This is a genomic window from Eudoraea sp. (genome assembly GCF_049665975.1).
GTDB lineage: Bacteria > Bacteroidota > Bacteroidia > Flavobacteriales > Flavobacteriaceae > Eudoraea.
This window is the reverse complement of sequence record NZ_JBATGR010000074.1, coordinates 1-24,827: the sequence shown is the minus strand read 5'-3', so window position 1 is coordinate 24,827 and position 24,827 is coordinate 1. Positions and strand designations below refer to the sequence as shown.

Here is a 24,827-nt window from a genome sequence, read left to right as displayed (position 1 = left end):
GCTTCCAGCACCGTGTTTACGGTTCTTTCAAGAAATTCATCAGACACTACTATTTCCAGATACCTTCTTTGGATGTCAGTGGTACTGTATGAAATACCTCGATAGACATGTCCTTGCTTTTCATTACCAACTCCAGTTACATCCCAGTAACTAAAGAAATTTACCTCAATTTCATGAAGTGCATTTTTCACATCATCAAATTTGGATTTCCTAATAATTGCTTCAACTTTTTTCATTTGTAAATTTTATTGTTGATCCCGGCAAATATATATTAAAATAATTAAGACCCTAAAAAAATAGGGGGTGGTATTATAATTTTTATAATTATATGAATTAGACCCTATAAATTTTGAGGGTATACTATTAAAAAAGAAAAAAACTGTTTATTTGATGATTTTGTGAGAGAGCTTTAACTAAACTTGTAGGAAAATAAAAAAGCCCTACTTTTTTTTTATAAAGCGGTGAGGTATTAAGAATTCTATTATAAGGATAAAAAAAATGTTTAAATCGTTGATGCTTTCATATTAGCCTGGAAAGCCAAAGCCCCAAAACAATCGCGAGAACACCCACTGCAATACTGCTAAAAGTATAAAAGGAAAAGTGCAACAATTCGCCGGATTGAAGTAACCCGTGATTTTCTAAAGTAAATGCAGAAAATGTAGTAAATCCTCCACAAAATCCCGTAGAGAGAATTAAGATTTGATCTTTTGAAAGTAGATTACCTTTCATAGATGTGCCCAGAAGAAAACCAATTATCAGGCAACCAATAATATTAACCAGGAATGTACCAAGGTAAAAATTTTGAAAATAATCGTTGAAAGTTTTGCCAATAATAAAACGAAGAAAGCTACCAATCCCACCTCCAATAAAAACAAGTAAAAATTGTTTCATACCCTAAAGGTAAAAAACTAAATGGCTTTTTTGTACTTGGTTTGATTTAAATCCAGAGGATAAATTTTAGTCAAAGACTGCTCAGAAATACTTTTCCTTAGTTTGCTTACTCTTTGGCGAGCACTTGTTATGCTAAAAAATAAAAGTGCTGCATTAACAAGTATTAGAACAAAAAAAATAGTTAAAAAAGTGGTCATTTTAGAATAATGATATAATTGGTTAACGCAAAATTACTTCTTTTCTTGTATTATACGAATGAAAAGCAAAATTTGTTGTAAATCATTTAATTTTTGTGGTGTTGGCAATAATTATGTTAATTTTTGAGAATGTACTTCATTGCAAATAAGATTATTATGAATATTATAAACACAATTCCTACCCACTTTACACCCCGGTAATATTTAGCATGAAGTTTTTTGTCTTTTCCGTAAGAAAATAGCAGGATCACTGTGAATAACAAAATAAAAATTATTGCAAATACTACTTGTCCTGTGCTAAACATATTTATTATTTTTACGCAAAACTAAAACAAAAAACCCATGAAAAAGAAAATTGCCTCTGTTGAACTTTTTCATAAATCTTTTGGCCTTGGAGTAGCCCACTCAATGAAAGCGGACCTGGGTGTTGCAAAGAACAAGTTGCGATTTGACCTGATGGATGAAGAAAATAAGGAATATTTGGAGGCAGCCCAAAATAATGATCTGGCAGAAGTGGCAGATGCATTAGGGGATATGCTTTATATTCTTTGTGGAACTATTCTGGAACACGGTATGCAATATAAAATTGAGGAAGTGTTTGAAGAAATACAGCGCAGTAATATGAGTAAATTAGGAAAAGATGGGAAACCCATTTACCGGGAGGATGGTAAAGTGCTTAAAGGGCCAGAATATTTTAAACCAAATATTCAGGCTATCCTTGATAAATAACTTGATAAATAAAAAGGGTACTAATATTTAGTGCCCTTTTCTTTTTGTTTAATTGGATTACAGTACTTTGTACCTCCATCCAAATTTATCTTCAGTCTTGTTATATTGGATATCCATTAGCTGTTGCTTCAAGGTTGACGCATACGAATTTTCAATTTTTGGTAATTCATAGCGTTCTTCTTTATAACCAAAGCCCAAAATAGGATTAATGACTGCAGCTGTTCCGCTACCGAACATTTCTTTTAGAGAATGATTCTTTATACCCTCAACCAACTCAGACACCTTTATAGGTCTTACCTCTACTTCTATGCCCCTGTCTTTTGCCAAATCAATGATACTTTTTCTGGTTATACCATCTAAAATCCTATCTCCGGTGGGGCAAGTAATTAGTTTGTCATCTAATCGAATAAAAATATTCATTGTTCCAGCCTCTTCAATGTACTCATGTGTGCTGGCATCTGTCCAAACCACTTGCTGAAACCCTTCTTCTTTAGCAAGGTTGGTTGGATAAAATTGGCCTGCATAGTTACCGGCAGCTTTTGTAAAACCAAATCCACCATCTGCGGCCCTGCTATATTTTTCGGCAATCTTTACTCTTACATCACCTCCGTAGTAGGATTGAGCAGGAGAGCATATAATTATAAATTTATATTCTTCAGAGGGTGAAGCAATAATACCTGCTTGTGTGGCTATAACAAAAGGACGGATATATAAAGAATTACCCACACCTGGTTTAATCCACTTCTCATCTATTTGTAAAAGCTTTTTAAGACCATCAAAAAAATACTCTTCAGGAAATTCAGGCATTGCAAGTCGGACACTTGATTTATTTATGCGCCTGTAGTTTTCATCAGGTCTGAATAACCAAACACCACCTTCATCATCCCTGTAGGCTTTCATCCCTTCAAAAACTGCCTGGCCATAGTGAAATACCCTGGAGGAAGGTTCCATTTGCAATGGTTGATAAGGGATTATTTTGGGTGTTTCCCATGCACCATTCCTATAATCACAGATGAACATATGATCTGTGAAATATGCGCCAAAAGGAAGATGATCAAAATTAACCTTGCTAATCTTAGATGTTTCAGCCTTCTCGATTATCAGGTTTTTCGCTACTGTATCCATTGAAATCACTTTTTCTAAGAATAAAATTAAACAATTATCACCGTTCATGACTTCTTTTTTCGAGGAAAAATCACCAGTTTTGTAGATGTGTCATAAATATTATTGATAATGAAAAGTTTTAACATTTTACTTGTGTTTTTAGTACTGTTAGTTAGTTGTAAGAATAAACAAAATGCATCTGAGGAAAGTCAAAATGTCCAAATTGAAAGGGATTATGCTTCATTTGGTAAATTAATTGACTATAAAGGTGCCATTGGCAGCGAAGATATGCTTGATCAATTCCAGTCGTTAAAGGAAGCAGATACTCTGGAAACAAAGTTTTTGGCCACAGTTACTGACGTTTGTAAATCTAAAGGTTGCTGGATGAAACTAAATTTGAAAAATGGAGAGGAGGTAATGGTGAAATTTAAAGATTATGGCTTTTTTGTTCCCAAGGATATAGAAGGCAGGGAAGTTGTTGTAAATGGAAGTGCTTTTATAGATAACATGAGTGTTGAAGATCAAAAGCATTATGCCAAAGATGCTGGTGAATCCCAAGAGGTTATTAAGCAGATTAAAGAACCTAAAAAAACCTTTGGGTTTGAGGCAGATGGAGTACTAATAGGGCAATAAGTTGATAAGAAAGATAATTACCACCGGAGATGGTTCTAAAACCATCCAGGTACAGGATTGGAACGAGCAATATCATTCCATACATGGGGCTGTAAATGAGGCATATCACGTTTTTATTGATAAAGGCTTTTCATATTTGACCAATGAGGCCATTAGTATTTTGGAGATTGGTTTTGGTACAGGTCTTAATGCACTCATTACTTTGATTGAGGCCGAAAAGAATTCCAGACTGGTTCATTATACGGGCATTGAGGCATATCCCATTACAATAGAGGAAATATTGCAATTAGACTACATCGCTACTTTGAAAGCTGAAGCTTTTAGTAATGCCTTTTCTGAAATGCACAGAAGTGCCTGGGAAAATAAAATAAGACTTACACCTCATTTTTCATTTAGCAAGCAAAAAAAGGACTTCCTGGACATTTCTGAAAGTAATCTTTACAACCTTATTTATTTCGATGCATTTGGGGCCAGGGTACAACCAGAACTTTGGACAGAGATAATTTTTGAAAAGATGTACAATGCTCTCACCGAAAATGGAGTTTTGGTAACCTATTCGGCTAAAGGGAGTGTGAGACGGGCAATGCAAAGCGTTGGTTTTGTTGTTGAACGACTACCCGGCCCACCTGGTAAAAGGGAAATGTTGAGAGCACTTAAAGTATCTGGGTAAACTAATTCCGGGGATAATTCATAAAAGATACTGTTAAATCCAAATTAAACCTGATTGCCACAGATATAAAAACCAATATCTTTAACCAAAATTATACGATGAAAGTTTTGATCACCGGAGCCACTGGTTTAATAGGGACTGCAATAACCGATTTATGTTTTGAAAAGGGGATTTCAGTAAATTATCTTACTACTGATAAGTCAAAAATAAAAAACGAAACAAATTACCGTGGATTTTATTGGGAGCCAAAGGCAAACAAGATAGATTTAAACTGTTTTGAAGGAGTTACAGCAATCATCAATTTGGCTGGGGCCAGTATTGCGAAAAGATGGACTAAATCTTATAAAAACGAAATTCTCTCAAGCAGAGTAGATAGTGTAAATACGCTTTATAATGCTCTTAAAAATCTGGATCTGGAAGAAAGCATATCCTTTATTTCGGCATCTGCCATAGGTATCTATCCAAATTCCTTACCTAATTTTTATACTGAAGAAGAAACAGAAATTGATACAAGTTTTTTGGGGGATGTAACAGAGATTTGGGAAAAGGAAATCGATAAGTTTAAGTCGCTTAAATGTTCTGTTACTAAAATAAGAGTAGGTCTCGTTCTCTCATCAAAAGGGGGAGCCTTGCCAAATATGGCCAATGCAGTAAGAAGATATATAGGAGCTTCATTTGGTTCAGGCAGACAATGGCAATCTTGGATCCATGTTAACGATCTTGCGCGTATGTTCTTATATGTAATCGAAAATAGATTGTCTGGTGTTTATAACGGCGTTGCGCCAAACCCTGTTACCAATACAAAAATGGTTAAAGAACTTGCCAAGGTTCTCAATAGACCTTTATTTTTGCCCAATATACCTCAATTTGTAATGAAATTTATCCTGGGTGAGATGTCTTATCTATTATTTGTTAGTCAGCGTGTGAGTAGTAAAAAAATAGAGAAAAAAGGCTTTAATTTTAAGTACAATAATATTTGTAGAGCGCTTGAAAATATATACTTAAAGGAAGTTAATGAGGATAATCCGGATGATGTATTGGCCAAAGAATATGTATAGATTTTAACAAAGATATAAGTAGTTATCTTTTGAACATCCTTCAATTAGGGTGTTTTTTTTGTGACATTTTGACATTTTTCAAGAATTGGCAGTACTTTTGCCATCTTAATTTGAGGTTTACACAAAGCTATATCAAATGAATAAAAAAGATAAGTCAGAAGAGATAAATGAAATGATTCCCGAAGAGCAGGAAATACAGGATTTGGAATCAGATATAAATAGACAACCAGAAGAGGTGAAATCAGCAGAAGAGCAATTACAGGAAGATCTGGATAAAGAAAAAGATAAGTTTTTACGGCTTTTTGCGGAGTTTGAAAATTATAAAAAGCGCACTACTAAAGAACGTATGGACCTTTTTAAAACTGCCGGACAAGAAGTTATAGTAGCCTTGTTGCCTATCATGGATGATTTTGATCGGGCTCTAAAGGAGATTTCAAAGTCCACTGAAAAAGAATTGTTTAAAGGTGTGGATCTTATTAGCAACAAATTTAAAGAAACGCTTAAATCTAAAGGTTTACAGGAGATGAAAACCAAAGTAGGCGATACTTTTGACGCCGAAGAGCACGACGCAATTACTCAGATTCCTGCTCCTAGCAAAAAGCTAAAAGGTAAAATCATAGATGTTGTTGAGAAGGGGTATAAACTTGGAGATAAAATAATCCGACATCCAAAAGTGGTCGTTGGAAATTAAATTTACAAAAGACTTATGAAGCAGGATTTCTACGAAATATTAGGTATTTCCAAAAATGCTACAGCTGGCGAGATTAAAAAGGCATATCGTAAAAAGGCGATAGAATTTCATCCGGATAAAAACCCGGGAGATCCCGAGGCAGAAGAAATGTTTAAAAAGGCAGCTGAGGCTTATGAAGTTTTGAGTGATCCTGATAAAAAGGCCAGATATGATCAATACGGGCATGCGGCATTTGAAGGTGGCGGTTTTGGCGGTGGCGGCATGAACATGGAGGATATATTTAGCCAATTTGGGGATATATTTGGCAGTGCATTTGGAGGAGGATTTGGAGGATTTGGCGGTTTCAGTGGTGGTCAACGCAGGATGAAAGGCAGTAATTTAAGAATTCGTGTTAGTTTAACCCTTGAGGAGATTGCGCATGGTGTAGAGAAAAAGGTTAAAGTAAAGCGTAAAAAGCAGGCGCCCGGTGTGACCTATAAAACATGCACTACTTGTAATGGTGCAGGGCAGGTAACAAAAATAACCAATACAATTCTGGGTAGGATGCAAACAGCGGCTACTTGCAACAGTTGTGGCGGAAGTGGGCAAATAATAGATAAAAGACCAAGTGATGCTGACGCTCAGGGTTTAAAAATAGTTGAAGAGACCGTTTCTATAAAAATACCGCCTGGTGTAGAGCAGGGAATGCAGTTAAAAGTATCAGGTAAAGGTAACGAAGCTCCTGGTGATGGAATAGCAGGGGATTTGCTGGTTGCAATAGAGACCATCGAACATGGAACCTTAAAAAGAGAAGGTGATAACTTACATTACGATTTATACGTAAGTATTTCTGATGCAGTTTTAGGCACTACAAAGGAGATTGATACCGTAAGTGGTCAGGTTCGCATTAAATTAGAATCCGGGATTCAATCGGGTAAGATTCTAAGATTAAGGGGAAAAGGTATTTCCAGCATAAATGGTTATGGCACTGGCGACCTTTTAGTGCACGTGAACGTCTGGACACCAAAAGAGCTAAATAAGGAACAACGTGAATTTTTTCAGAAGATGCAGAATAGTGAGAACTTTGAGCCTAAGCCTGAAAAATCGGATAAATCCTTTTTTGAAAAAGTAAAAGATATGTTCTCTTAACGAATTAAAGTTTTCTTTTTAAATAAAAAACGTATATTTGAAGCAATATTGGGAAACCAATATTAATTTTCTTTTTCATAGCAATTTTTTTCCCATCCTTAATCTTTTAAGGGTGGGTTTTGTTTTATAAAAGCTTGTCCAACAAAAAGTAATGCTCTTTTTTTATTTAAAGTTCATTTTGAATCGATTAATTCACAGGGTATAATATTGATAATCTTTAATCTAATCAGAGTTTTTAGATTTATACTTTTCCTCCTGTTAGATGGCATAATAAAAATGATAGATACCGGCATTTATTGCCACATCAGCTAGACAAAAACAAAATACTATAAATTACCAAACCGTTTTAATGCATTTCTATATCTTTGAATCCTATAAATAGGGTATGGCGATAGATATTAAATTTTAAGCTTAATATTAAAGATTAGGCTGTAATTGTAATATGTTCTATTTGATCTTACTTAATTCAAAACTCATTTTGAACACTTTACAGATACAATCAAAATGTAAAAAATAGCCTGAATGGATAATATTCTTGTTGCCAATAATGTTACTAAAAAATTTGGCGGCCAAATTGCATTGAATAATGTTTCACTGACTATACCAAAGAATAGTATTTATGGTCTCTTAGGACCAAATGGTGCTGGTAAGACGACCTTAATTAGGATAATAAATCAAATTACTTTTCCGGATTCCGGTGAAGTTATCTTTGATGGAGAATTATTGCAACCTCATCATATTGCATTTATTGGTTATCTTCCTGAAGAGAGAGGTCTTTATAAAAGCATGAAAGTTGGTGAGCAGGCACTATATCTTGCCCGGCTAAAAGGATTGAGCAAATCTGACGCAAATCAGAAACTAAAGTATTGGTTTGATAAGCTGGAGATAGGTGATTGGTGGAATAGGAAAATTCAGGAACTCTCAAAGGGTATGGCTCAAAAAATTCAATTTATTGTAACAGTTTTGCATGAGCCGAAACTTCTTATTTTTGATGAACCTTTTAGTGGTTTCGATCCAATAAATGCCAATATTATTAAGGAAGAGATTATAAACCTAAGAGAAAAAGGGACATCTATTATTTTTTCAACTCACAGAATGGAATCTGTTGAAGAATTATGCGAATATATTACCTTATTGCACAATGCTGAAAAGATTTTGGACGGTAGGCTTGAAGATATAAAAAAAGAGTACAAAAACAACATGTTTAGAGTAGGGCTTGAATTGGAAAATGGAGACAATTTTTTAAAACTGATTGCCGATAAATTTGATATTTCCTCTTCTCACTATGATATGAATAGAAAGCAGTTAGACTTTACAGTTCAGCTACCCACAGATGACACCAGATCTTTTTTAGCATTCCTATCTTCGGAGTCGATAATTAATAGTTTTGTGGAGACCATTCCTTCCGTTAATGATATTTTTATTAAAAAAGTACAACGCAAAAATGACCATGAATAAATTATCACTTATAATTAGGCGTGAATATCTTGCCAAAGTTCGAAACAAATCATTTGTAATCATGACTTTTCTTAGTCCAATTCTGATGGTGGGCATGATCGTACTTATTGCTTATCTCACCAAGGTAAACGATAGTCAAAAGAGAATAATTGCGGTCTTTAATGAAAGCGATTATTTCTCTACTGACTTCAATACGACTGATAGAATTTCCTATATCTTTCTTAAAGATTTATCGTTGCAAGCAGCTAAGGATTCTACTTTGAGTCTTGGCTTTTCCGGGCTCTTACATATTCCTAATTACAATGACCTTGAAGAGGTAACTCAAAACGCTTTCTTTTATTCAAAAGAAGCTCCAAGTAATTTTGTTCTGGATCCTTTGGAAGATATTTTCGAGGAGCGCTTAAGACAAAGGAAACTTATAGATATAGGAGTTTCTACAGAAGAATTTACTACAATAAATGATAGATTTGAAATTAACATAGCCACTTTTAGCGGGGAACAGAATTTAAAGGGAATAAATGAAATGAAAGCCTTTATAGGGGGTGGATTTGGTTATTTGATAATGATGTTTATTATAATATATGGTGGTTTTGTTATGCGCAGTGTTATTGAAGAGAAAACGAGCCGTATTATTGAAGTAATAATCTCTTCCGTTAAGCCATTTCAATTAATGTTGGGTAAAATTATTGGTACTTCCCTAGCTGGAATAACACAATTTGTTATTTGGATTATATCTGCGTCCCTGCTATTGCTTGGTGTATTTTTGATTTTTGGAATAGATTTGACAGGACTTAGTGATCAAGCTGTCACAGCTTCGAACCCTATGAGCAGTATTTCACCATTACCGGCTGCGACAAATTCTATGCAATTGTATGCAATTGAATTTCTTCAGATACCCTGGTTTATGCTCATTTCATTGTTTTTAGTGTATTTTATTCTTGGATATTTAATTTACAGCTCTATTTATGCGGCTATAGGAGCAGCAGTGGATAACGAGACGGATACTCAGCAATTTATCTTTCCAATAATACTGCCTTTAATGTTGGCTATATATGTTGGGTTCTTTTCGGTGTTTAGCAACCCCAATGGTCCTATTGCTGTTGGGTTTTCGCTATTTCCGTTAACCTCACCTATTGTTATGCTAATGCGTTTACCCGGCGGGATTGGAGAAGGCGGAGTTCCATTATGGCAGGTAATATTATCCATTGTACTATTAATTGTAACTTTTATTGGTATCGTATGGCTTGCAGCCAAAATCTACCGGGTAGGAATTTTAATGTATGGTAAAAAACCTACCTATAAAGAACTATACAAATGGCTCAAGTACTAATCATTCAAGATCAGCAAGCCAACCAGGTAGAGAAATTCATTAGGGAAGATGTTTGGGACTCCATTTATAACTATACCCAAAATAATATTATTACCAAAGAGAAAATTAAGGTAGGGTTAGCTTATGGAAGCGATGTTCAACTGGGGACAACTGTCCTGCTATCTTGTTTGGCAGCTGATAAAGAAATATTAATGGAACCCAAACCATTCGTTCTTTTTGATGATTTAGGGGATTCCAGTCTTTTATTTTCAATCAATTTTTATATTAATCACAGTTTTAGAGTGTTGAAGATAAAAAGCAGAATCCGATATATAATTGATTCTAAATTCCAGGAAAATAATATCAAAATCCCGTTTCCTCAAAGAGATGTTCACTTATTTAAAAAATAAAAACTTAAAATTAATTGATGAATTGTCATAGCAAGTCTAGAATAATAAGATGGTAAAACGTATTGGATTATTCTGGTTATTACTTTTAGTAAGTGGCATTTGTTTTGCTCAAAGTACAGATATCTTAAGGGTTGAATATAGTTCGCTTCCGAAAGCAGATTCGGGTGCCAATGCAACACGTTACCGATTTTTACTAAATGTGCCTATTAAAGTTGGCCTCGATAAGTTTTTGGTACTTGGCGGTGAGTTTAATCTAATTGATTTTGAAAACACCAAGGAATATCCTTTTGATTCCAGTGAATTAAATACACTTTATGTCATTGATCTTAATGTGGGCTATATTTTTAAATTTAACGAAGACTGGCGATTTGTGGGTATTGTAACTCCAAGAATAGCCTCCAATTTGGTAAATGGTCTTCAGGGAGATGACTTCTTATTAAACCTTACTGCAACTATGTGGAAGGAGAAAAAGGATGTTGAGAAACCCTTTAGATTAATATTAGGCCTGACCTATAATAGTACTACCGGTCTGCCTTTTCCGCTGCCACTGGTTAACTATCACAAAAGGTTTCACAGGTCCTGGTCATACTCCCTGGGAATTCCAAGAACGGATTTCAGATATCACTTAAAAGATAAGCACACCATACAAATGGCACTATTTTTGGACGGTTACTTTGTAAATGTGCAAAACGACATTCTTTTGCCGGATGGTGAATTGGGATCCTCTGTTTCACTTTCGGCCATTGTTGGAGCTTTAGGTTACCAATATAATATTAATAAACGTATGTCTTTTTATGGAATCGGGGGAGTTACATTAAACCAGCAGGGTTTGCTCAGAAATAGTAAGAGGGAAAAAGTATATACCTTAAATGATAAAAAAGCTGGAGGTCTTTACTGGAAAGCGGGATTTAAAATATCAATTTTTTAATAATAAAAGCATGTCAAAAATACTGGTAATAGAAGATGAAGCGGCTATCCGAAGGGTTTTAGTAAAGATTTTATCTGAAGAAAGCGAAATGTATGAAGTAGATGAGGCAGAAGATGGTTCAATTGGTCTGGAGATGATTAAAAAAAAGGACTATGACCTTGCCCTTTGTGATATAAAAATGCCCAAAATGGATGGTGTTGAGGTCTTACAGGCAGCTAAAAAAATTAGACCGGAAATACCTTTTGTAATGATTTCAGGACATGGGGATTTGGATACTGCCGTAAATACAATGAGGTTAGGGGCTTTTGACTACATCTCAAAACCACCCGACTTAAACAGACTTCTAACAACAGTTCGGAATGCTTTAGATAAAAAGGAACTTGTTCGGGAAAACAAAACCTTAAAGAAGAAAGTTAGTAAAGGCTATGAAATGATTGGGCAAAGTACGGAGATTACTGTTATCAAGGATATGATTGATAAAGTGGCGCCAACAGATGCAAGAGTTTTAATAACTGGATCAAATGGCACTGGAAAGGAACTTGTTGCCCATTGGCTACATGAAAAAAGTAATCGCAGCGGAGCACCATTTATTGAAGTAAATTGCGCGGCAATCCCTTCAGAATTGATTGAAAGCGAATTATTTGGTCACGTAAAAGGGGCCTTTACTTCGGCGGTAAGAGATAGAGCCGGTAAATTTGAGGCTGCGAACAAAGGCACTATATTTTTGGATGAGATAGGAGATATGAGTCTTTCAGCTCAGGCCAAAGTACTTAGAGCTTTACAAGAGAGTAAAATCTCAAGGGTTGGCACCGATAAGGATATTAAAGTTGATGTGCGCGTAATTGCTGCCACCAATAAGGATCTTCAGCACGAAATTGCCGAGGGAAAATTTAGGGAAGATCTATATCATCGTTTGGCTGTTATACTCATAAATGTACCATCATTAAATGACAGAAGGGAAGATATTCCACTCCTAATAGATCATTTTGCCCACAAAATTGCATCTGAGCAGGGGGTAGTTGATAAAAAGTTTACCAAAAAAGCTCTTGAACTTTTAAAAAGTTATGACTGGACCGGTAATATTCGCGAATTAAGAAATGTGATCGAGCGCTTGATTATATTAGGTGGTGCAGAAATTACCGAAGAAGACGTAACACTGTTTGCGAGTAAATAGCCAATCTATAATTAGGTAAATTAAATAAAGTGGTCTCGGAAAATCCTTGTATACTAATTATTGCAATCCTTTAATTTATCAAGTGCGAGTGCCGTAATTTGTTTTGTCCTTAAATTGTAATATTTTTTGGCTTCGGTAAGTCCCGGCTTAAGAAGTTCCTGTTCACAGTGCTCGTAAATTCTACTTGCAAACTCGTAGGCCTCTTTGCATTCTACACTATTAACTACTTCGTCCAGAGAATTTTGATAATTTACGAGCGACTGATCAATTTTTCGTTCCAGTTCTTTGCCAACGGGCATTATCATGCTTAATTTTTCTTTATCTGCTGTTTTGGTGTTCATTGCCAGCATATCATTGGCATATAAACTTCCCTGATGTTCTTCATGATCTCTTATGGCCTCAAGGCTGCCCGAAGAGTTATCCAACGCCCTGGTTAGAAGTATTTTAGCGCCGTTTAAGGAGGAAACCCTGGTGGCTTTCTTTAGGTTATCAAGACCTTCATAAATACTCTCTTTCGCATAATCACAACCGCAGGCTTCAATTTGTTCCTTCGATTTTTCAATGGCATTAAGAGCTTTATAGGCAAAGAAGCGAGAAGTATTAATATCTTCTGCAGCAAGAGCGCGTTCTGTCTGGGATTTGATATACCCAATATTCGATCCTGCATAATCACATGCCTTACTCATATCAAAAGAAGACATAGAGAAAAGCACAAAGAACATTAGAATGGTACAGAAGACCTTCATAGCTTAAAGTATTGATTATGTAAAATTTAGGCAGGATAAAGATAAAGTGCATCGCCCCTGTCGCCTTATTTATTCGTTTAATTGTCTGATCTTTCCCTATTAAAGGTCGAATGGCCCATTATTAAGGATAAAAGGTTATTTTTAAATTTGGGCCATTATTAGGACAACAAAATATTATATATTCAACTCATGAAGAAAATCGATATAGCCTCTTATAAAATAGTTTCTGAATTAAAATTAGCGGATCTTAATACTTCGGAAAACCTTGAAAGCACAGACAAGGAACTCAAAAAAAAACTGGAAAAATTGCGTGAAGATTTAGGTGATTTTCAAAATACGTTATATGCACATGGAAAATACGCTGTCCTGATTTGTTTTCAGGGGATGGATACTTCGGGAAAGGATAGCCTTATTCGTGAAGTGTTCAAAGATTGCAATGTTAGAGGAGTTGTTGTACATAGTTTTAAAGTGCCTACGGAACTTGAGCTGGATCATGATTATATCTGGAGACATTATGTTGCGCTCCCACCTAAAGGGAAATTTGGAGTATTTAACAGAACCCATTATGAAAATGTATTGGTAACTAAGGTCCATCCGGAGTATATTTTAAATGAGAATATTCCAAATATTAATTCGGTGGCAGATATTGATAAATCATTCTGGGACAAAAGGTATAAGCAGATTAATGATTTTGAACGCCATATTTCAGAAAATGGAACCCTTGTTTTCAAATTCTTTTTAAACATTTCTAAAGAAGAACAAAGACAGCGATTATTGCGGAGATTACGTCTGCAGGAAAAAAATTGGAAATTCTCACCTGGTGATCTAAAAGAGCGGAATCTTTGGTATGATTATCAGCAATGTTACGAGGAAGCAATTAACAGAACTTCTAAAACCAATGCCCCGTGGTTTGTGATTCCCGCCGATAATAAGAGTGCTTCAAGATTAATTGTTGCTACTATTTTGTTGGAATCGTTAAAAAAATACAAAGATATTAGGGAACCAGAGCTTGATGATAAAATAAAAGCTAATATTGAAATCTATAAATCCCAATTAGAAAAAGAAAAATGAAAAATTTAGGCCTGCTGCTTCTGTTAATGGTTGGACCTATCTGGTCACAAACGGATGACACCGAACAGCTAAAAACAATTTATAATACATCCCTGTCTCAAGGAAAGGCTTATGATTGGTTGAATTATTTATCCAATCAGATTGGAGGCAGACTTACAGGTTCAGTACAGGCCGAACAGGCCGTTGAGTATACCAAACAGAAATTGGATTCCCTCGGACTGGATCGGGTATGGTTACAACCCGTAATGGTTCCTAAATGGGTTAGGGGAGTACCTGAATTTGCCTATATTGAAAGTAAACCGGGAATTACGAATAACGTACCTATTTGTGCATTAGGCGGATCTATTTCTACCCCTTCCGGTGGTATCAAGGCCAATGTAATAGAAGTAAATGGAATTGAAGAATTGGAAAAGCTTGGCCGGAGTAAAATTGAAGGTAAAATTGTCTTTTACAATAAACCTATGGATCCAACGCTGATTAAAACATTTGAGTCTTATTCTGCAAGTGTGGAACAAAGGTATTCCGGGGCTAAAGAAGCTTCAAAATATGGAGCAGTGGGTGTTATTGTTCGTTCTATGAGCCTTCGTTTGGATGATTATCCGCATACCGGATCGATGAGCTATGAGGAAACTCCTTTAAATAACCGGATTCCTGCCGCTGCAATAAGCACTAATGGTGCTGAATTGTTAAGCACTACGTTGAAACTCAATCCGGAGATAAAGTTTTATTTTAAACAAAATTGCAGGCAACTTCAGGATGTTCAGTCTTACAATGTTATCGGAGAAATAAAGGGTAGTACATATCCTGAAGAAATAATAGTAGTTGGTGGCCATCTTGACTCCTGGGATCTTGGTGATGGTTCCCATGATGACGGTGCCGGCTGCGTACAGAGTATGGAAGTTCTTCGGTTAATTAGAATAACGGGATATGTCCCTAAGCGAACAATTCGTGTGGTGCTTTTTATGAATGAAGAAAACGGCTTAAGAGGAGCAACTACCTATGCGGAGAATGCATTAAACAAAAAAGAGAAACATGTATTTGCATTAGAAAGTGATTCAGGCGGTTTTACGCCCAGAGGTTTTTCTTTTGACTGCCAGGAAACTGATTTTACTAAAATTTTAAGGTGGAAACCTCTTTTTGAGCCATATCTGGTTCATTCGTTTGAGAAAGGAGGAAGCGGTGCTGATATTGGTCCTTTAAAAAATGACCAAATTGTACTTGCGGGATTGCGTCCCGATTCACAAAGGTATTTCGACCATCACCATGCTGAGATTGATACATTTGAGCATGTTAACAAACGTGAACTTGAACTTGGTGCTGCCACAATGGCCAGTTTGGTATATCTATTTGATAAATATGGCACAAGTGCAACAAATATGGAAGGCGGCAAATAATACCGCCCCCTCCGTTCATTATTTGAAAATAACTACTAAATACAGCTTAGAAGCAGGATAAAATAAATACCTGTCAATATAAATTTATTACCTTTGCAGCTTATTAAAAAAATAAGATATGCAAGACGGAATTTATGCAAAATTCAATACTTCAAAAGGAGAAATAACAGTAAAATTAACCTATGACAAGACCCCTGGCACTGTAGGTAATTTTGTAGCACTGGCTGAAGGAAATTTGGAAAATAGTGCCAAACCAAAAAACACACCTTATTACGACGGACTTAGTTTTCATAGGGTAATCCCAGATTTTATGATTCAAGGCGGTTGTCCTCAGGGAACCGGAACAGGAGATCCTGGATATAAATTTGATGACGAGTTTCACCCGGACCTAAAACATACAGGACCTGGCGTACTGTCTATGGCTAATGCAGGCCCTGGCACTAATGGAAGTCAGTTTTTCATTACACATGTGGCTACCCCATGGTTGGATAACAAGCATACGGTTTTCGGAAATGTTATAGAAGGACAGAATATTGTTGATGAAATAGCTCAGGGCGATTCAATTAATAGCCTTGAGATCATACGTGTTGGAAATGATGCAGAATCCTGGAATGCGGTTGAAGCTTTTACAACCTTTGAAAGTTCACGCGAAATTAGACTTAAGGAAGAAAAGGATAAAGCAGAGGCAGAATTAGAAAAACTTGCTTCAGGATTTGATAAAACAAACAGTGGACTTCGTTACAAAATTCTTAAAAAGGGAGATGGTAATAAAGCAACAAAAGGAAATACGGTTTCTGTTCATTATGAAGGTTCATTGACTAACGGACAAGTATTTGATTCGTCATATCAACGCAATCAGCCTATAGACTTTCAATTAGGGATAGGACAGGTAATCCCGGGATGGGATGAAGGTATTAGTTTATTAGAAGTGGGAGATAAGGCTCGTTTTGTAATTCCTCCTGAACTTGGTTATGGGAATGCTGGTGCCGGTGGCGTAATACCTCCTAATGCCACATTAGTTTTTGATGTTGAACTTATGGAGGTTAAATAAAAGGCCATATATCAATAAAAAATAATATCAGGGAGACCCTTATCCATTAACTACCGTAAAACTTCTTTCAATAATTTGGAAGAAGTTTATTATTTGGCCCTGTTCGCACTAAAAACAAGGAGAACTAAATTGATAGCCAATAAAAAGAATACGATTACAAAAAAAACAGACATAGCAATTAATTAGGTTATTTTGTGGGGTACTTTCTTATTTATATAACACCTTTGCAGCTGTAAACCCTACCTGGTAACCCTTTAAAAAAAGTAATTCTTGGACTAGTTTACAACAGGGGGGAATATTCGCCTCTTCAATACAAGGGTAAAATTAAAGAAGGGTGGACAGAAAATCAAGCTTAAGCTCACTTAAATATTAAATTTTATTAACCAAATTATTTAGTAGTCTCTTAAGATTCAATCACAAAAATCTTATTGTTGACATCAATAAATTTTAGCGTCATATAAGAGATAAAAAAAACCTTCTGATTAGAGAAGGTTTTTTTTTACTAAAGTTCTTTTACGCCGTTGGGTCCGGAGTCATTCGGAGATAAGGTTTAATTTCTTCTACTCCTTTGGTAAACATATCGCGTGCTTCATCAGTAGGAATAGATGGACTTACCACTACATCCTCCCCATGCTTCCAGTTGGCCGGAGTCGCTACTTTGTGATAAGCAGTTAGTTGCAGAGAATCAATAACTCTTAATAGTTCGTGAAAATTACGACCGGTAGAAGCAGGATAGGTAATAATAAGTTTAACCGTCTTGTCGGGAGCTATTATGTACACCGAACGCACCGTAAGATTATTATCGGCATTAGGATGTATCATATCGTATAAAGAAGAAACCTTCTTGTCCTCATCCGCAATAATAGGAAAATTAACCGTTGTATTTTGTGTCTCATTAATATCCTTTATCCATTCATTGTGTGAATCTTTACCATCGACACTAAGGGCTAACATCTTTACATTGCGTTTGTCAAATTCTGCTTTAAATTTGGAAGCTGTTCCAAGTTCAGTAGTACAAACAGGAGTGAAATCAGCTGGATGCGAAAAAAGAATACCCCATCCGTCACCTAAATAATTATAAAGATTAATAGTTCCTACAGAACTGTCAGCGGTAAAATCTGGGGCAATGTCGCCCAATCGAATTGTTGCCATATTTATTTTTTTTAAGTTGAAGTTTAAAAGTCTATAAAATTAATTGTTAATGAAATGATTTTTGTCAATTCCAGGTTAAATATCTATTAAAGTTTAATGAATTAAACAGCCCGGACTACTTAAAATAAAAAGTACCACAAGGGTTTTGGTTTGGCTTAAGGAAATCAAAATTATTATTTTTGATATATGAAAAATACGAAACCAGAAGATTTGCGATATCCCATTGGAAAATTTGAAGCACCCTCTAAAATTTCGGAAAATCAAATTTTAGAATGGATTGCTTTTTTAGAACACTACCCGAATAAGTTGGAGTTGCTGGTAAAGGAATTGTCAACTGCTCAATTAGAGACTCCATATAGACCTGGCGGGTGGACTGTTCGCCAGGTTATTCATCATGTTGCAGATAGCCACCATCATAGTTATATTCGTTTTAAGTGGGCATTAACAGAAGAAACTCCCGTCATAAAACCTTATCTTGAAAAGGAATGGGCAGAACTTTTTGATACAAGGACGGCCCCTATTGAATTATCGATTAGTCACCTCAGAGCAGTACATGCCAAATTGGTGTATTTACTTAAAGGGCTTTCTTCTTCAGACTTAAAACGCAGTTTTATCCATCCTGAGGGTAGAGAATCAACTACGCTAGAGGAAAATATTGGGCGATATGTCTGGCATGGCCACCATCATTACAACCATATTAAACAACTTTTACGAAGAGAGGGTTGGATTTGACATGACAGGGTAAATGAATAACAACTAAAGGGCTAAGGTCTTCTTATTTTTTTCCAAAGCACGTACATCGGCTTTTGTTTATCCAAAACCAGATCAAATTTCAATTGCTTTGCTTTTAGGATATGATATCCGTTTTTAAGATAGAAATTCAATGCTAGTCCTTTTTGCATGGCTTCCAGCCATAGCACTTGTTTGTTAGAGTTCAGACAGTATATTTCAACCCAGCTTAGTGCAAGGCTCCCTATTCCTTTACCGGAGAATTTATTTAGGATGTATATTTTTTCAAGTAAGATAGATTCCTTTAAATTAAAGGGCCCTATCGGAGCATCTTTAATAAGTTTAAGAATACCAACCGCGGTATCTCCTTTATAAATTAGCCAATGAGATAATAAATTATCTTTCAATTCATGTCTTACGACATCTATGGTAAAACTTTCTTCAATGTAAGGGGTAGGATCATTATTTTTCCATAAGTGCAGATAGTGCTCTTTGTATGCTTTTATACCTATTTTACAATAGAGCTCGCAGGTATCATTAGTTACGGTTTCAAATTTTATTTCCATTTTATGTTACAACCTATACTAGGTTTTTGAATCGGATTTATTGGTTTATTGCTTAACAATGCCTCCAGCGCATTTCTTAGATCCAATCCGGTTGAGAGTATCCCGTTTCCTGGTCTGGAATCGTCTAATTGTCCTCTGTAAACAAGTCTTAGATCATTGTCAAAAAGATAAAAATCCGGAGTGCACGCGGCCTCGTATGCCCTGGCCACTTCCTGTGATTCATCAAATAAGTACGGAAAACTATATCCTTCTTGTAATGCGGTTTGTTTCATGAGTTCGGGGGAATCCTGAGGATAATTAACTATATCATTACTAGAGATTGCTATAAAAGCTATGCCCTTAGATTGGTATTTGCTTGCCAAATGTGTTATTGTGGAATTTACATGTTTAACAAATGGGCAATGATTACAGATAAACAAGATCACACTACCTTTTTTACCTTTCAATTTGTCAAGGCTGACAATTTTGTCTGTTATGGTATCTGGTAAATTAAAATCAGGGGCAATTGTGCCCAAAGGCATCATATTACTTGGTGTGCTTGCCATCTTTTGAAGTTTTCTTTTAAACAGGATTAAAGTTAATAGTTATAAGCTAAAAAAACGAAACTTCATCAACTCCAAGTTCATCACCTATTAACTGCTAGACATAACTTAGATCAAAAGTTCGGAAATTATAAAATTGAGCTTTTTACATTATTTTTCCAAAGAAAATAGCGTTCATTAGAAATTTATTGGTTCCATACCAAAAGGCCCTGAAGTTAGTGTTATCTGTAAATAAAACAACGCGGCCCTTGCCAAGTTTTTGTACTTTAAATGGAACACTGCCTTTAATCAGTTCCAAATTTTCTTTTGAAATATAGCCGCTTTGGAGAGGTTGACTGGTATACTGGATAGGATTGTTATAGCTATCCTTATCTGGTTCAATATAAACGTTTGTATTTCTAAACAGGGATACTTTATCGTTTTTGTATCCAAAATTAATAGGGTGAGAGCGATCCTGTTCAGCCTCGAATATTGCACCGCCTGTAACCTGCGCCCCAATGAAATCAGACTTCTGTTCAAATGATATATCCCTGGCTTCAAGGGTATCCTTTCTAAATTTTAAGCTCATGAGCTCATGTTTACTAAACCAATTTGCCATATTTCCATAACCAATAAGCGTTCCACCGGCTTTCACCCAATCATTTAACTTTTTAGCCACAGTTTTATCATTTGAAATTTTACCTGATGACCTGGGTATTATAATATCTGTGTAAGAACTTAAATCAACAGAATTTAGATACTCTTTATCAATTTTGGTAATCTTCATATTATAGCGAGTGTCAAATAAATGCCAAATTTCTCCAGCATCATAAGGTCGTATTCCGCTACCTACAACTAAAGCAACTTTTTGTTTTTTAACAGGATCAAAATCGTTACTACCCAGGTCAATTCCCTGTGATAAACCTGTATTCACACCCGTTATTAGGATTTTACTGTCTTCAGCTACTTCTTTTAGAAATATATGCAAATCATTGCTGTTTAATACTTGATTTTGCACTGGAATCATTATTGTTCCATAATCATAGGTTTTATTTTCCAGGGTAAACGGCGACTTTGCTACTTTGGCCCTGAGTCCTTTAGACAAAATTTGGTTTAGTGCTCTGGGTGTATAATATTCATGCCATTCAAATAAATACGCATAACCACTTTGCTGACTTACACTCCCGGTTAAGCGTTTAAAGTCGGTTATTTGTGGTCCTGCATTGGTCAGAGATTCTATTTCTGCATAATCAACATTAAATGCAAGAGGAAATGTCCATGCCGAAATATCATAAAACAAACTATCTGTGAATGTAGTTCGCTTTTCAAACATAGATTTAATTAGCCTATGGTTTTTCTGATTCATTGGAACCACATAGCTATGCCCTTTTTTATACGATTTACTACGAAGAGTAACATCGGCCGAAAGTTCATGGAAGTTTATTTTGTGTCTTTTAAGTATTTCTGCCAGATGCCATGCTTTGGCGGCATCTTTGCTATCCCCAAAAACAATGGCCTTTGTCCTGCTTTTTGAAGCTTCGGTTCTCATGTTCCGATAAAACTCCTGCTGATAGGAAAGTATCTTAACACGCATATTTTTGGCTGCTTCAATGGTGGATAATGCGGTTGTGAACTGATTTCTGATTGCAAATGGAAAAGTAAGGATGCCGTTTTCAGTTTCTTGTATATGTCCCCTCGAACTGGCCTGTTCAAACAATATTCCAATACCACCGTTGACATCGGGAAAAGTAGATCCCTTGCCATAATAATAGTCATCATATCTTTCCTCCGAATAATAAAGAGAACCTATTTTGTTCAATGCTTTGGCATGGTAGCTTCCAATTTGTGCTGTTAGCTCCTGGTTCATGGCAGGTGTTAAAGGATGAACTCTTGTTGGTACGCCGGGTTGAAAAAAGAAGGTAGAATTGGTGACCATTTCATGATGGTCTGTTAGAATATTTGGCAACCATTTATGGAATGTTTCTATTCTGGCACGGCTTTCGGGTAACTGTACCGGAAGCCAATCCCGATTCATGTCAAACCAATAATGATTAGTCCGGCCACCAGGCCAAACTTCGTGATACTCCCTTTCATTATTATCCGAATTTAGGTTGATACTTCTATTTGTATTAGCCCAATATGCAAAACGCTGAAGCCCATCCGGATTATATGAGGGATCCATAAGAATGACCAAGTTATCCAGTAATTCATCAATTTCAGGACCTTGTGCCGCTGCCAGGTAGTAAGCGTAAGCTAATCCTGCATTTGCCCCACTTGCTTCATTCCCGTGAATAGAGAAACCCTGATATACTATTATAGGCATGTTTTCTATGGGAGTTGCCGTATTTCCGTTATCGGTAAGTGCAATATGTTGTGCCCTTATCTGTTCCAGATTATTATGGTTTTTAGGGGAAGTGATAGTAAGTAATAAAATAGGTCTGCCTTCAAAACTGGAACCGCGATTTTCAATACTAATGCGATTACTTTTCTCGGCTAATGTTTGCATATAAAACATTAACTTATCGTGGGTAACATGCCATTCACCAACTTCATGACCAATAATATCAGCCGGTTTAGGAATGTTATCATCATAAGTGATATTCTGTGGCAAATAATAGTCAAGATCAATCGAATCCTGTGCGAAGCCTAATAGGCAGAAGAAAAGAAGTAATGTTGTTATTGTTATTTTCATGAGCCATTCAGATATTAAATAGGTTTAGGAATAGAAACAAAAAACGACCTTTGAATACAAAGATCGTTTATACGTTTTTGCAATTAGAGTTTAGATATCGTCAAAATCTAAATCTGTGAAATTATCTTTAGAAGAAACCTCTCCGTTCTGACTGGGCTCTTCCTTTTTGAAATCTTTTTGATGTCTTTCTGAGATTACTTCAGTTCCTTTCTCATCAATTATATAGTCCATCATTTCTTCCATGATTTCTCTAAATGATTGAAAATCTTCTTTATAGAGATATATTTTGTGTTTCTTATAATGGAAAGAGCCATCATCATGCGTAAATTTTTTACTCTCCGTAATGGTCAGATAATAATCTCCCGCCTTTGTACTCCTAACATCAAAAAAATAGGTCCTTCTCCCAGCTCTTAAAACTTTTGAGAATATTTCTTCCTGATCCATTAAATCTTTATCGCTCATTTGTTCAATATATAGTTAGTATTTATGCCTAAAATATATTCAAAAATGGAAAAAAAAAGCGTATCCAGCAACATTTTTCTAGATTTCTTTCCCTGATAGTTGATTGATATATAGCTCCTTGTAATAGCCGTCTATTTCTATTAATTCATTGTGAGTGCCCTCCTGGAGTACCTTTCCGTCTTCCAGGACTATAATCTTATCCGCATTTTTGGCGGATGAAACACGATGACTTACTATAAGGGTCGTCCTTAGATGTGAAGCTTGTTTAAGGTTCTGTAATATTTGTTCTTCAGTCTCTGTGTCCACAGCAGAAAGGCAATCATCGAACAGATATATCCTCGGATCTTTTAGCAGAGCCCTGGCTATAGATACACGCTGTTTTTGACCTCCACTAAGGGTTATTCCCCTTTCGCCAAGAATTGTATCGTACTTCTTAGAAAAGCCCATGATGTTTTCATGTACAGCAGCCTTTTGGGCTACTTTCAAAATTTCGTTATCCGTGGCGTCCTCTTTCCCGAACCTAATGTTATTTTTTATGGTATCAGAAAACAGAAATGCATCTTGCGGAACAGCCCCTATAGATTCTCTCAGGCTATGTAAATTTAGTCTTTGAACCGGGACATTATCAATTGAAATCTCACCTGAAGAGGTGTCATATAGTCTGGCAATCAGATCCAGAATAGTGGATTTTCCAGATCCGGTTTTTCCAATAATAGCTACTGTTTCTCCTTCATTTATGGTAAACGATATATCGTTAAGTGCGGTGATGTTAGTATCTTCGTAGGTAAATGTGACATTCTTGAATTCTATGCTGCCTTTTATAGGAGTGTCTTCTAAAACCTCATTACTAATTTCAGGTTGTTCTTTTAAAAACTCATTTATCCTCTTCTGAGAAGCTTCGGCGCGCTGAACAATAGATGTTAACCACCCTACAACAGCTACCGGCCAGGTAAGCATGTTTACATAAAGTATAAACTCTGCAATGGTACCAATAGATGAAATTTCACCATTAATATATTGCTTACCTCCCACATAAATAACAAAAATGTTGCTGATGCCAATTAGCAGGATCATCAACGGAAAAAACCAGGCGTTTACTTTGGCCAGATCCATACTTTTCTCTTTTCCTTCATTTGCCAGAACGATTACTTCATCGTTTATCTGAGGCTCCAGGCTATATGCTTTTATTACTGATACTCCAGAAAAGGATTCCTGGGCAAAGGTTGACAAAGTGGACAGGTATTCCTGGACTTTAGTACTACGCTTATGAATAATTTTACTTATCTGATATATCAAAACAGAAAGTATGGGCAAGGGTAATAAGGAATAAAAAGCAATAGTTGGAGCCTTAATAAACATTAAAGGTATAAGACAAACGAATAAGGTGAGTGTTTGAATTCCATACATTATTGCGGGGCCGGTATATAGTCTAACCTGTCCAACATCCTCACTTATCCTGTTCATTAGGTCACCAGTGCGGTTCTTTTTATAAAAATTTAGACTTAAAAGTTGATAATGATCAAAAACTTCGTTTTTTAAATCGTATTCAATGTATCTAGATACATTTATAATGGTCTGTCGCATTAAGAAGGTGAAGAACCCCGAGAGTAAAGCCGCCCCAACAATGATAAGGATATATTCTAAAAGTAAATCTCTTGCCTGGGGCTCTGTAACTTGTGAAGCCGCATAATTTTCAACAACTTCAATAGATTTTTTTACATAGGAAGGCATTACCAATTGAAATATCCGCGCAATAATGGTGATAATAATACCGATGAGTAATTTAAACCAATATTTTTTGAAGTATTTGTCTAAGTGCCTGAGTTCTTTCATTAAAATGGCTGGTAATGCAAATAGGGATTAATCAATGGACAAATATAGCTGATTGGTCCCAAAACAAATGTTATAAAACTTATAAGATAAAACGATAATTAGGTTTGGATTTAAAATAGATTAGTATTTTTGCGGCGTTTTGTATTTCTAATTTAACACAAGGTTCTTTAAAATGCTTACACGAAGGCAAATCAGGGTAAAAGTGATGCAATGCATTTATGCCTTAACCT

25 protein-coding genes are annotated in these 24,827 nt (G+C 35.8%); 15 read left to right on the top strand and 10 right to left on the bottom strand.

Annotated elements, in window-relative coordinates:
* Both WBN20_RS03235 and crcB read right to left on the bottom strand, forming a co-directional pair.
* On the bottom strand, positions 1-236 hold a 236-nt coding region (locus WBN20_RS03235), incomplete at its 3' end, for a P-II family nitrogen regulator (RefSeq protein ID WP_424280681.1).
* Positions 237-519: 283 nt separating this feature from the next.
* Positions 520-891 carry a fluoride efflux transporter CrcB gene (gene crcB / locus WBN20_RS03230; RefSeq protein ID WP_424273665.1) on the bottom strand — a complete coding sequence of 124 codons (372 nt, stop codon included), beginning with the start codon at positions 889-891 and terminating at the stop codon, positions 520-522.
* 539 nt (positions 892-1,430) lie between these two features.
* Here crcB and WBN20_RS03225 point away from each other — a divergent pair.
* Positions 1,431-1,817, top strand: coding sequence for a hypothetical protein (locus tag WBN20_RS03225; RefSeq protein ID WP_424273813.1), 387 nt, complete (start codon positions 1,431-1,433; stop codon positions 1,815-1,817).
* Between the two features lie 57 nt (positions 1,818-1,874).
* Here WBN20_RS03225 and WBN20_RS03220 read toward each other — a convergent pair whose 3' ends face one another.
* Positions 1,875-2,942 carry a branched-chain amino acid aminotransferase gene (locus WBN20_RS03220; RefSeq protein ID WP_424280680.1) on the bottom strand — a complete coding sequence of 356 codons (1,068 nt, stop codon included), beginning with the start codon at positions 2,940-2,942 and terminating at the stop codon, positions 1,875-1,877.
* A gap of 108 nt (positions 2,943-3,050) precedes the next feature.
* On the opposite strand from WBN20_RS03220, the gene WBN20_RS03215 reads away from it, so the two are divergent.
* The 10 genes from WBN20_RS03215 (at position 3,051) to WBN20_RS03170 (ending at position 12,380) form a co-directional block, all read left to right on the top strand.
* Positions 3,051-3,554, top strand: a complete 504-nt coding sequence (locus WBN20_RS03215; RefSeq protein ID WP_424280679.1) for a DUF4920 domain-containing protein — start codon at positions 3,051-3,053, stop codon at positions 3,552-3,554.
* A 1-nt stretch (position 3,555) separates the two neighbouring features.
* On the top strand, positions 3,556-4,224 hold the full coding sequence (mnmD, locus tag WBN20_RS03210) for a tRNA (5-methylaminomethyl-2-thiouridine)(34)-methyltransferase MnmD (RefSeq protein ID WP_424273816.1): 669 nt from the start codon (positions 3,556-3,558) through the stop codon (positions 4,222-4,224).
* A 98-nt stretch (positions 4,225-4,322) separates the two neighbouring features.
* Positions 4,323-5,282: a TIGR01777 family oxidoreductase gene (locus WBN20_RS03205; RefSeq protein ID WP_424280678.1), complete on the top strand. Its 960-nt coding sequence runs from the start codon at positions 4,323-4,325 to the stop codon at positions 5,280-5,282.
* 136 nt (positions 5,283-5,418) lie between these two features.
* A complete protein-coding gene (locus WBN20_RS03200) occupies positions 5,419-5,973 on the top strand; it encodes a nucleotide exchange factor GrpE (protein ID WP_424273818.1) in 555 nt (184 codons plus the stop codon).
* A 15-nt stretch (positions 5,974-5,988) separates the two neighbouring features.
* The gene (dnaJ, locus tag WBN20_RS03195) at positions 5,989-7,101 is read left to right on the top strand and encodes a molecular chaperone DnaJ (protein ID WP_424280677.1); all 1,113 of its coding nucleotides are present in this window, start codon (positions 5,989-5,991) and stop codon (positions 7,099-7,101) included.
* Positions 7,102-7,623: 522 nt separating this feature from the next.
* The gene (locus WBN20_RS03190) at positions 7,624-8,559 is read left to right on the top strand and encodes an ABC transporter ATP-binding protein (RefSeq protein WP_424280676.1); all 936 of its coding nucleotides are present in this window, start codon (positions 7,624-7,626) and stop codon (positions 8,557-8,559) included.
* Positions 8,552-9,889 (top strand): ABC transporter permease, encoded by a 1,338-nt coding sequence (locus WBN20_RS03185; RefSeq protein WP_424273254.1) that lies wholly within the window; start codon positions 8,552-8,554, stop codon positions 9,887-9,889. Before WBN20_RS03190 ends, WBN20_RS03185 begins: the two co-directional genes overlap by 8 nt.
* Positions 9,874-10,278, top strand: a complete 405-nt coding sequence (locus WBN20_RS03180; RefSeq protein WP_424280675.1) for a mechanosensitive ion channel family protein — start codon at positions 9,874-9,876, stop codon at positions 10,276-10,278. Before WBN20_RS03185 ends, WBN20_RS03180 begins: the two co-directional genes overlap by 16 nt.
* Before the next feature lie 49 nt (positions 10,279-10,327).
* Complete coding sequence (locus tag WBN20_RS03175) at positions 10,328-11,206, top strand: DUF6268 family outer membrane beta-barrel protein (RefSeq protein ID WP_424280674.1); 879 nt, start codon at positions 10,328-10,330, stop codon at positions 11,204-11,206.
* A gap of 10 nt (positions 11,207-11,216) precedes the next feature.
* Positions 11,217-12,380, top strand: a complete 1,164-nt coding sequence (locus WBN20_RS03170; RefSeq protein WP_424273257.1) for a sigma-54-dependent transcriptional regulator — start codon at positions 11,217-11,219, stop codon at positions 12,378-12,380.
* Positions 12,381-12,433: 53 nt separating this feature from the next.
* On the opposite strand, the gene WBN20_RS03165 is transcribed toward WBN20_RS03170, so the two are convergent.
* Positions 12,434-13,126: a hypothetical protein gene (locus WBN20_RS03165; RefSeq protein ID WP_424280673.1), complete on the bottom strand. Its 693-nt coding sequence runs from the start codon at positions 13,124-13,126 to the stop codon at positions 12,434-12,436.
* Between the two features lie 189 nt (positions 13,127-13,315).
* Here WBN20_RS03165 and WBN20_RS03160 point away from each other — a divergent pair, with 189 nt between their 5' ends.
* The 3 genes from WBN20_RS03160 to WBN20_RS03150 all read left to right on the top strand — a co-directional run bounded on the left by WBN20_RS03160 (position 13,316) and on the right by WBN20_RS03150 (position 16,642).
* The gene (locus WBN20_RS03160; protein WP_424280672.1) at positions 13,316-14,197 is read left to right on the top strand and encodes a PPK2 family polyphosphate kinase; all 882 of its coding nucleotides are present in this window, start codon (positions 13,316-13,318) and stop codon (positions 14,195-14,197) included.
* On the top strand, positions 14,194-15,591 hold the full coding sequence (locus WBN20_RS03155; RefSeq protein WP_424273823.1) for a M28 family peptidase: 1,398 nt from the start codon (positions 14,194-14,196) through the stop codon (positions 15,589-15,591). The genes WBN20_RS03160 and WBN20_RS03155 overlap by 4 nt, the downstream gene beginning before the upstream one ends.
* A gap of 118 nt (positions 15,592-15,709) precedes the next feature.
* Positions 15,710-16,642 carry a peptidylprolyl isomerase gene (locus WBN20_RS03150; protein ID WP_424272093.1) on the top strand — a complete coding sequence of 311 codons (933 nt, stop codon included), beginning with the start codon at positions 15,710-15,712 and terminating at the stop codon, positions 16,640-16,642.
* Positions 16,643-17,155: 513 nt separating this feature from the next.
* On the opposite strand, the gene WBN20_RS03145 is transcribed toward WBN20_RS03150, so the two are convergent.
* Positions 17,156-17,794 carry a peroxiredoxin gene (locus tag WBN20_RS03145; protein ID WP_424280671.1) on the bottom strand — a complete coding sequence of 213 codons (639 nt, stop codon included), beginning with the start codon at positions 17,792-17,794 and terminating at the stop codon, positions 17,156-17,158.
* Positions 17,795-17,980: 186 nt separating this feature from the next.
* Here WBN20_RS03145 and WBN20_RS03140 point away from each other — a divergent pair, with 186 nt between their 5' ends.
* The gene (locus WBN20_RS03140) at positions 17,981-18,526 is read left to right on the top strand and encodes a YfiT family bacillithiol transferase (protein WP_424280670.1); all 546 of its coding nucleotides are present in this window, start codon (positions 17,981-17,983) and stop codon (positions 18,524-18,526) included.
* Positions 18,527-18,558: 32 nt separating this feature from the next.
* Here WBN20_RS03140 and WBN20_RS03135 read toward each other — a convergent pair whose 3' ends face one another.
* The 5 genes from WBN20_RS03135 to WBN20_RS03115 form a co-directional block, all read right to left on the bottom strand.
* Positions 18,559-19,089, bottom strand: a complete 531-nt coding sequence (locus tag WBN20_RS03135) for a GNAT family N-acetyltransferase (protein ID WP_424280669.1) — start codon at positions 19,087-19,089, stop codon at positions 18,559-18,561.
* Positions 19,080-19,634, bottom strand: coding sequence for a thioredoxin family protein (locus WBN20_RS03130; protein WP_424280668.1), 555 nt, complete (start codon positions 19,632-19,634; stop codon positions 19,080-19,082). The genes WBN20_RS03135 and WBN20_RS03130 overlap by 10 nt, the downstream gene beginning before the upstream one ends.
* 142 nt (positions 19,635-19,776) lie before the next feature.
* Positions 19,777-22,302 carry a M14 family zinc carboxypeptidase gene (locus WBN20_RS03125; RefSeq protein WP_424280667.1) on the bottom strand — a complete coding sequence of 842 codons (2,526 nt, stop codon included), beginning with the start codon at positions 22,300-22,302 and terminating at the stop codon, positions 19,777-19,779.
* 90 nt (positions 22,303-22,392) lie between these two features.
* On the bottom strand, positions 22,393-22,764 hold the full coding sequence (locus tag WBN20_RS03120; RefSeq protein ID WP_424273827.1) for a PUR family DNA/RNA-binding protein: 372 nt from the start codon (positions 22,762-22,764) through the stop codon (positions 22,393-22,395).
* A 78-nt stretch (positions 22,765-22,842) separates the two neighbouring features.
* Positions 22,843-24,597: an ABC transporter ATP-binding protein gene (locus WBN20_RS03115; protein WP_424280666.1), complete on the bottom strand. Its 1,755-nt coding sequence runs from the start codon at positions 24,595-24,597 to the stop codon at positions 22,843-22,845.
* Positions 24,598-24,827 lie beyond the last annotated feature (230 nt).

Coding starts and splice junctions, on each gene's coding strand:
- WBN20_RS03155 (WP_424273823.1), top strand. CDS start 14,194: ATGAAAAATTTAGGCCTGCTGCTTCTGTTAATGGTTGGACCTATCTGG.
- WBN20_RS03145 (WP_424280671.1), bottom strand. CDS start 17,794: ATGGCAACAATTCGATTGGGCGACATTGCCCCAGATTTTACCGCTGAC.
- crcB (WP_424273665.1), bottom strand. CDS start 891: ATGAAACAATTTTTACTTGTTTTTATTGGAGGTGGGATTGGTAGCTTT.
- WBN20_RS03170 (WP_424273257.1), top strand. CDS start 11,217: ATGTCAAAAATACTGGTAATAGAAGATGAAGCGGCTATCCGAAGGGTT.
- WBN20_RS03140 (WP_424280670.1), top strand. CDS start 17,981: ATGAAAAATACGAAACCAGAAGATTTGCGATATCCCATTGGAAAATTT.
- WBN20_RS03225 (WP_424273813.1), top strand. CDS start 1,431: ATGAAAAAGAAAATTGCCTCTGTTGAACTTTTTCATAAATCTTTTGGC.
- WBN20_RS03185 (WP_424273254.1), top strand. CDS start 8,552: ATGAATAAATTATCACTTATAATTAGGCGTGAATATCTTGCCAAAGTT.
- WBN20_RS03220 (WP_424280680.1), bottom strand. CDS start 2,942: ATGGATACAGTAGCGAAAAACCTGATAATCGAGAAGGCTGAAACATCT.
- WBN20_RS03135 (WP_424280669.1), bottom strand. CDS start 19,089: ATGGAAATAAAATTTGAAACCGTAACTAATGATACCTGCGAGCTCTAT.
- WBN20_RS03175 (WP_424280674.1), top strand. CDS start 10,328: ATGGTAAAACGTATTGGATTATTCTGGTTATTACTTTTAGTAAGTGGC.
- WBN20_RS03190 (WP_424280676.1), top strand. CDS start 7,624: ATGGATAATATTCTTGTTGCCAATAATGTTACTAAAAAATTTGGCGGC.
- WBN20_RS03215 (WP_424280679.1), top strand. CDS start 3,051: ATGAAAAGTTTTAACATTTTACTTGTGTTTTTAGTACTGTTAGTTAGT.
- WBN20_RS03150 (WP_424272093.1), top strand. CDS start 15,710: ATGCAAGACGGAATTTATGCAAAATTCAATACTTCAAAAGGAGAAATA.
- WBN20_RS03125 (WP_424280667.1), bottom strand. CDS start 22,302: ATGAAAATAACAATAACAACATTACTTCTTTTCTTCTGCCTATTAGGC.
- WBN20_RS03180 (WP_424280675.1), top strand. CDS start 9,874: ATGGCTCAAGTACTAATCATTCAAGATCAGCAAGCCAACCAGGTAGAG.
- WBN20_RS03160 (WP_424280672.1), top strand. CDS start 13,316: ATGAAGAAAATCGATATAGCCTCTTATAAAATAGTTTCTGAATTAAAA.
- WBN20_RS03130 (WP_424280668.1), bottom strand. CDS start 19,634: ATGGCAAGCACACCAAGTAATATGATGCCTTTGGGCACAATTGCCCCT.
- WBN20_RS03205 (WP_424280678.1), top strand. CDS start 4,323: ATGAAAGTTTTGATCACCGGAGCCACTGGTTTAATAGGGACTGCAATA.
- WBN20_RS03200 (WP_424273818.1), top strand. CDS start 5,419: ATGAATAAAAAAGATAAGTCAGAAGAGATAAATGAAATGATTCCCGAA.
- dnaJ (WP_424280677.1), top strand. CDS start 5,989: ATGAAGCAGGATTTCTACGAAATATTAGGTATTTCCAAAAATGCTACA.
- WBN20_RS03115 (WP_424280666.1), bottom strand. CDS start 24,597: ATGAAAGAACTCAGGCACTTAGACAAATACTTCAAAAAATATTGGTTT.
- WBN20_RS03120 (WP_424273827.1), bottom strand. CDS start 22,764: ATGAGCGATAAAGATTTAATGGATCAGGAAGAAATATTCTCAAAAGTT.
- WBN20_RS03165 (WP_424280673.1), bottom strand. CDS start 13,126: ATGAAGGTCTTCTGTACCATTCTAATGTTCTTTGTGCTTTTCTCTATG.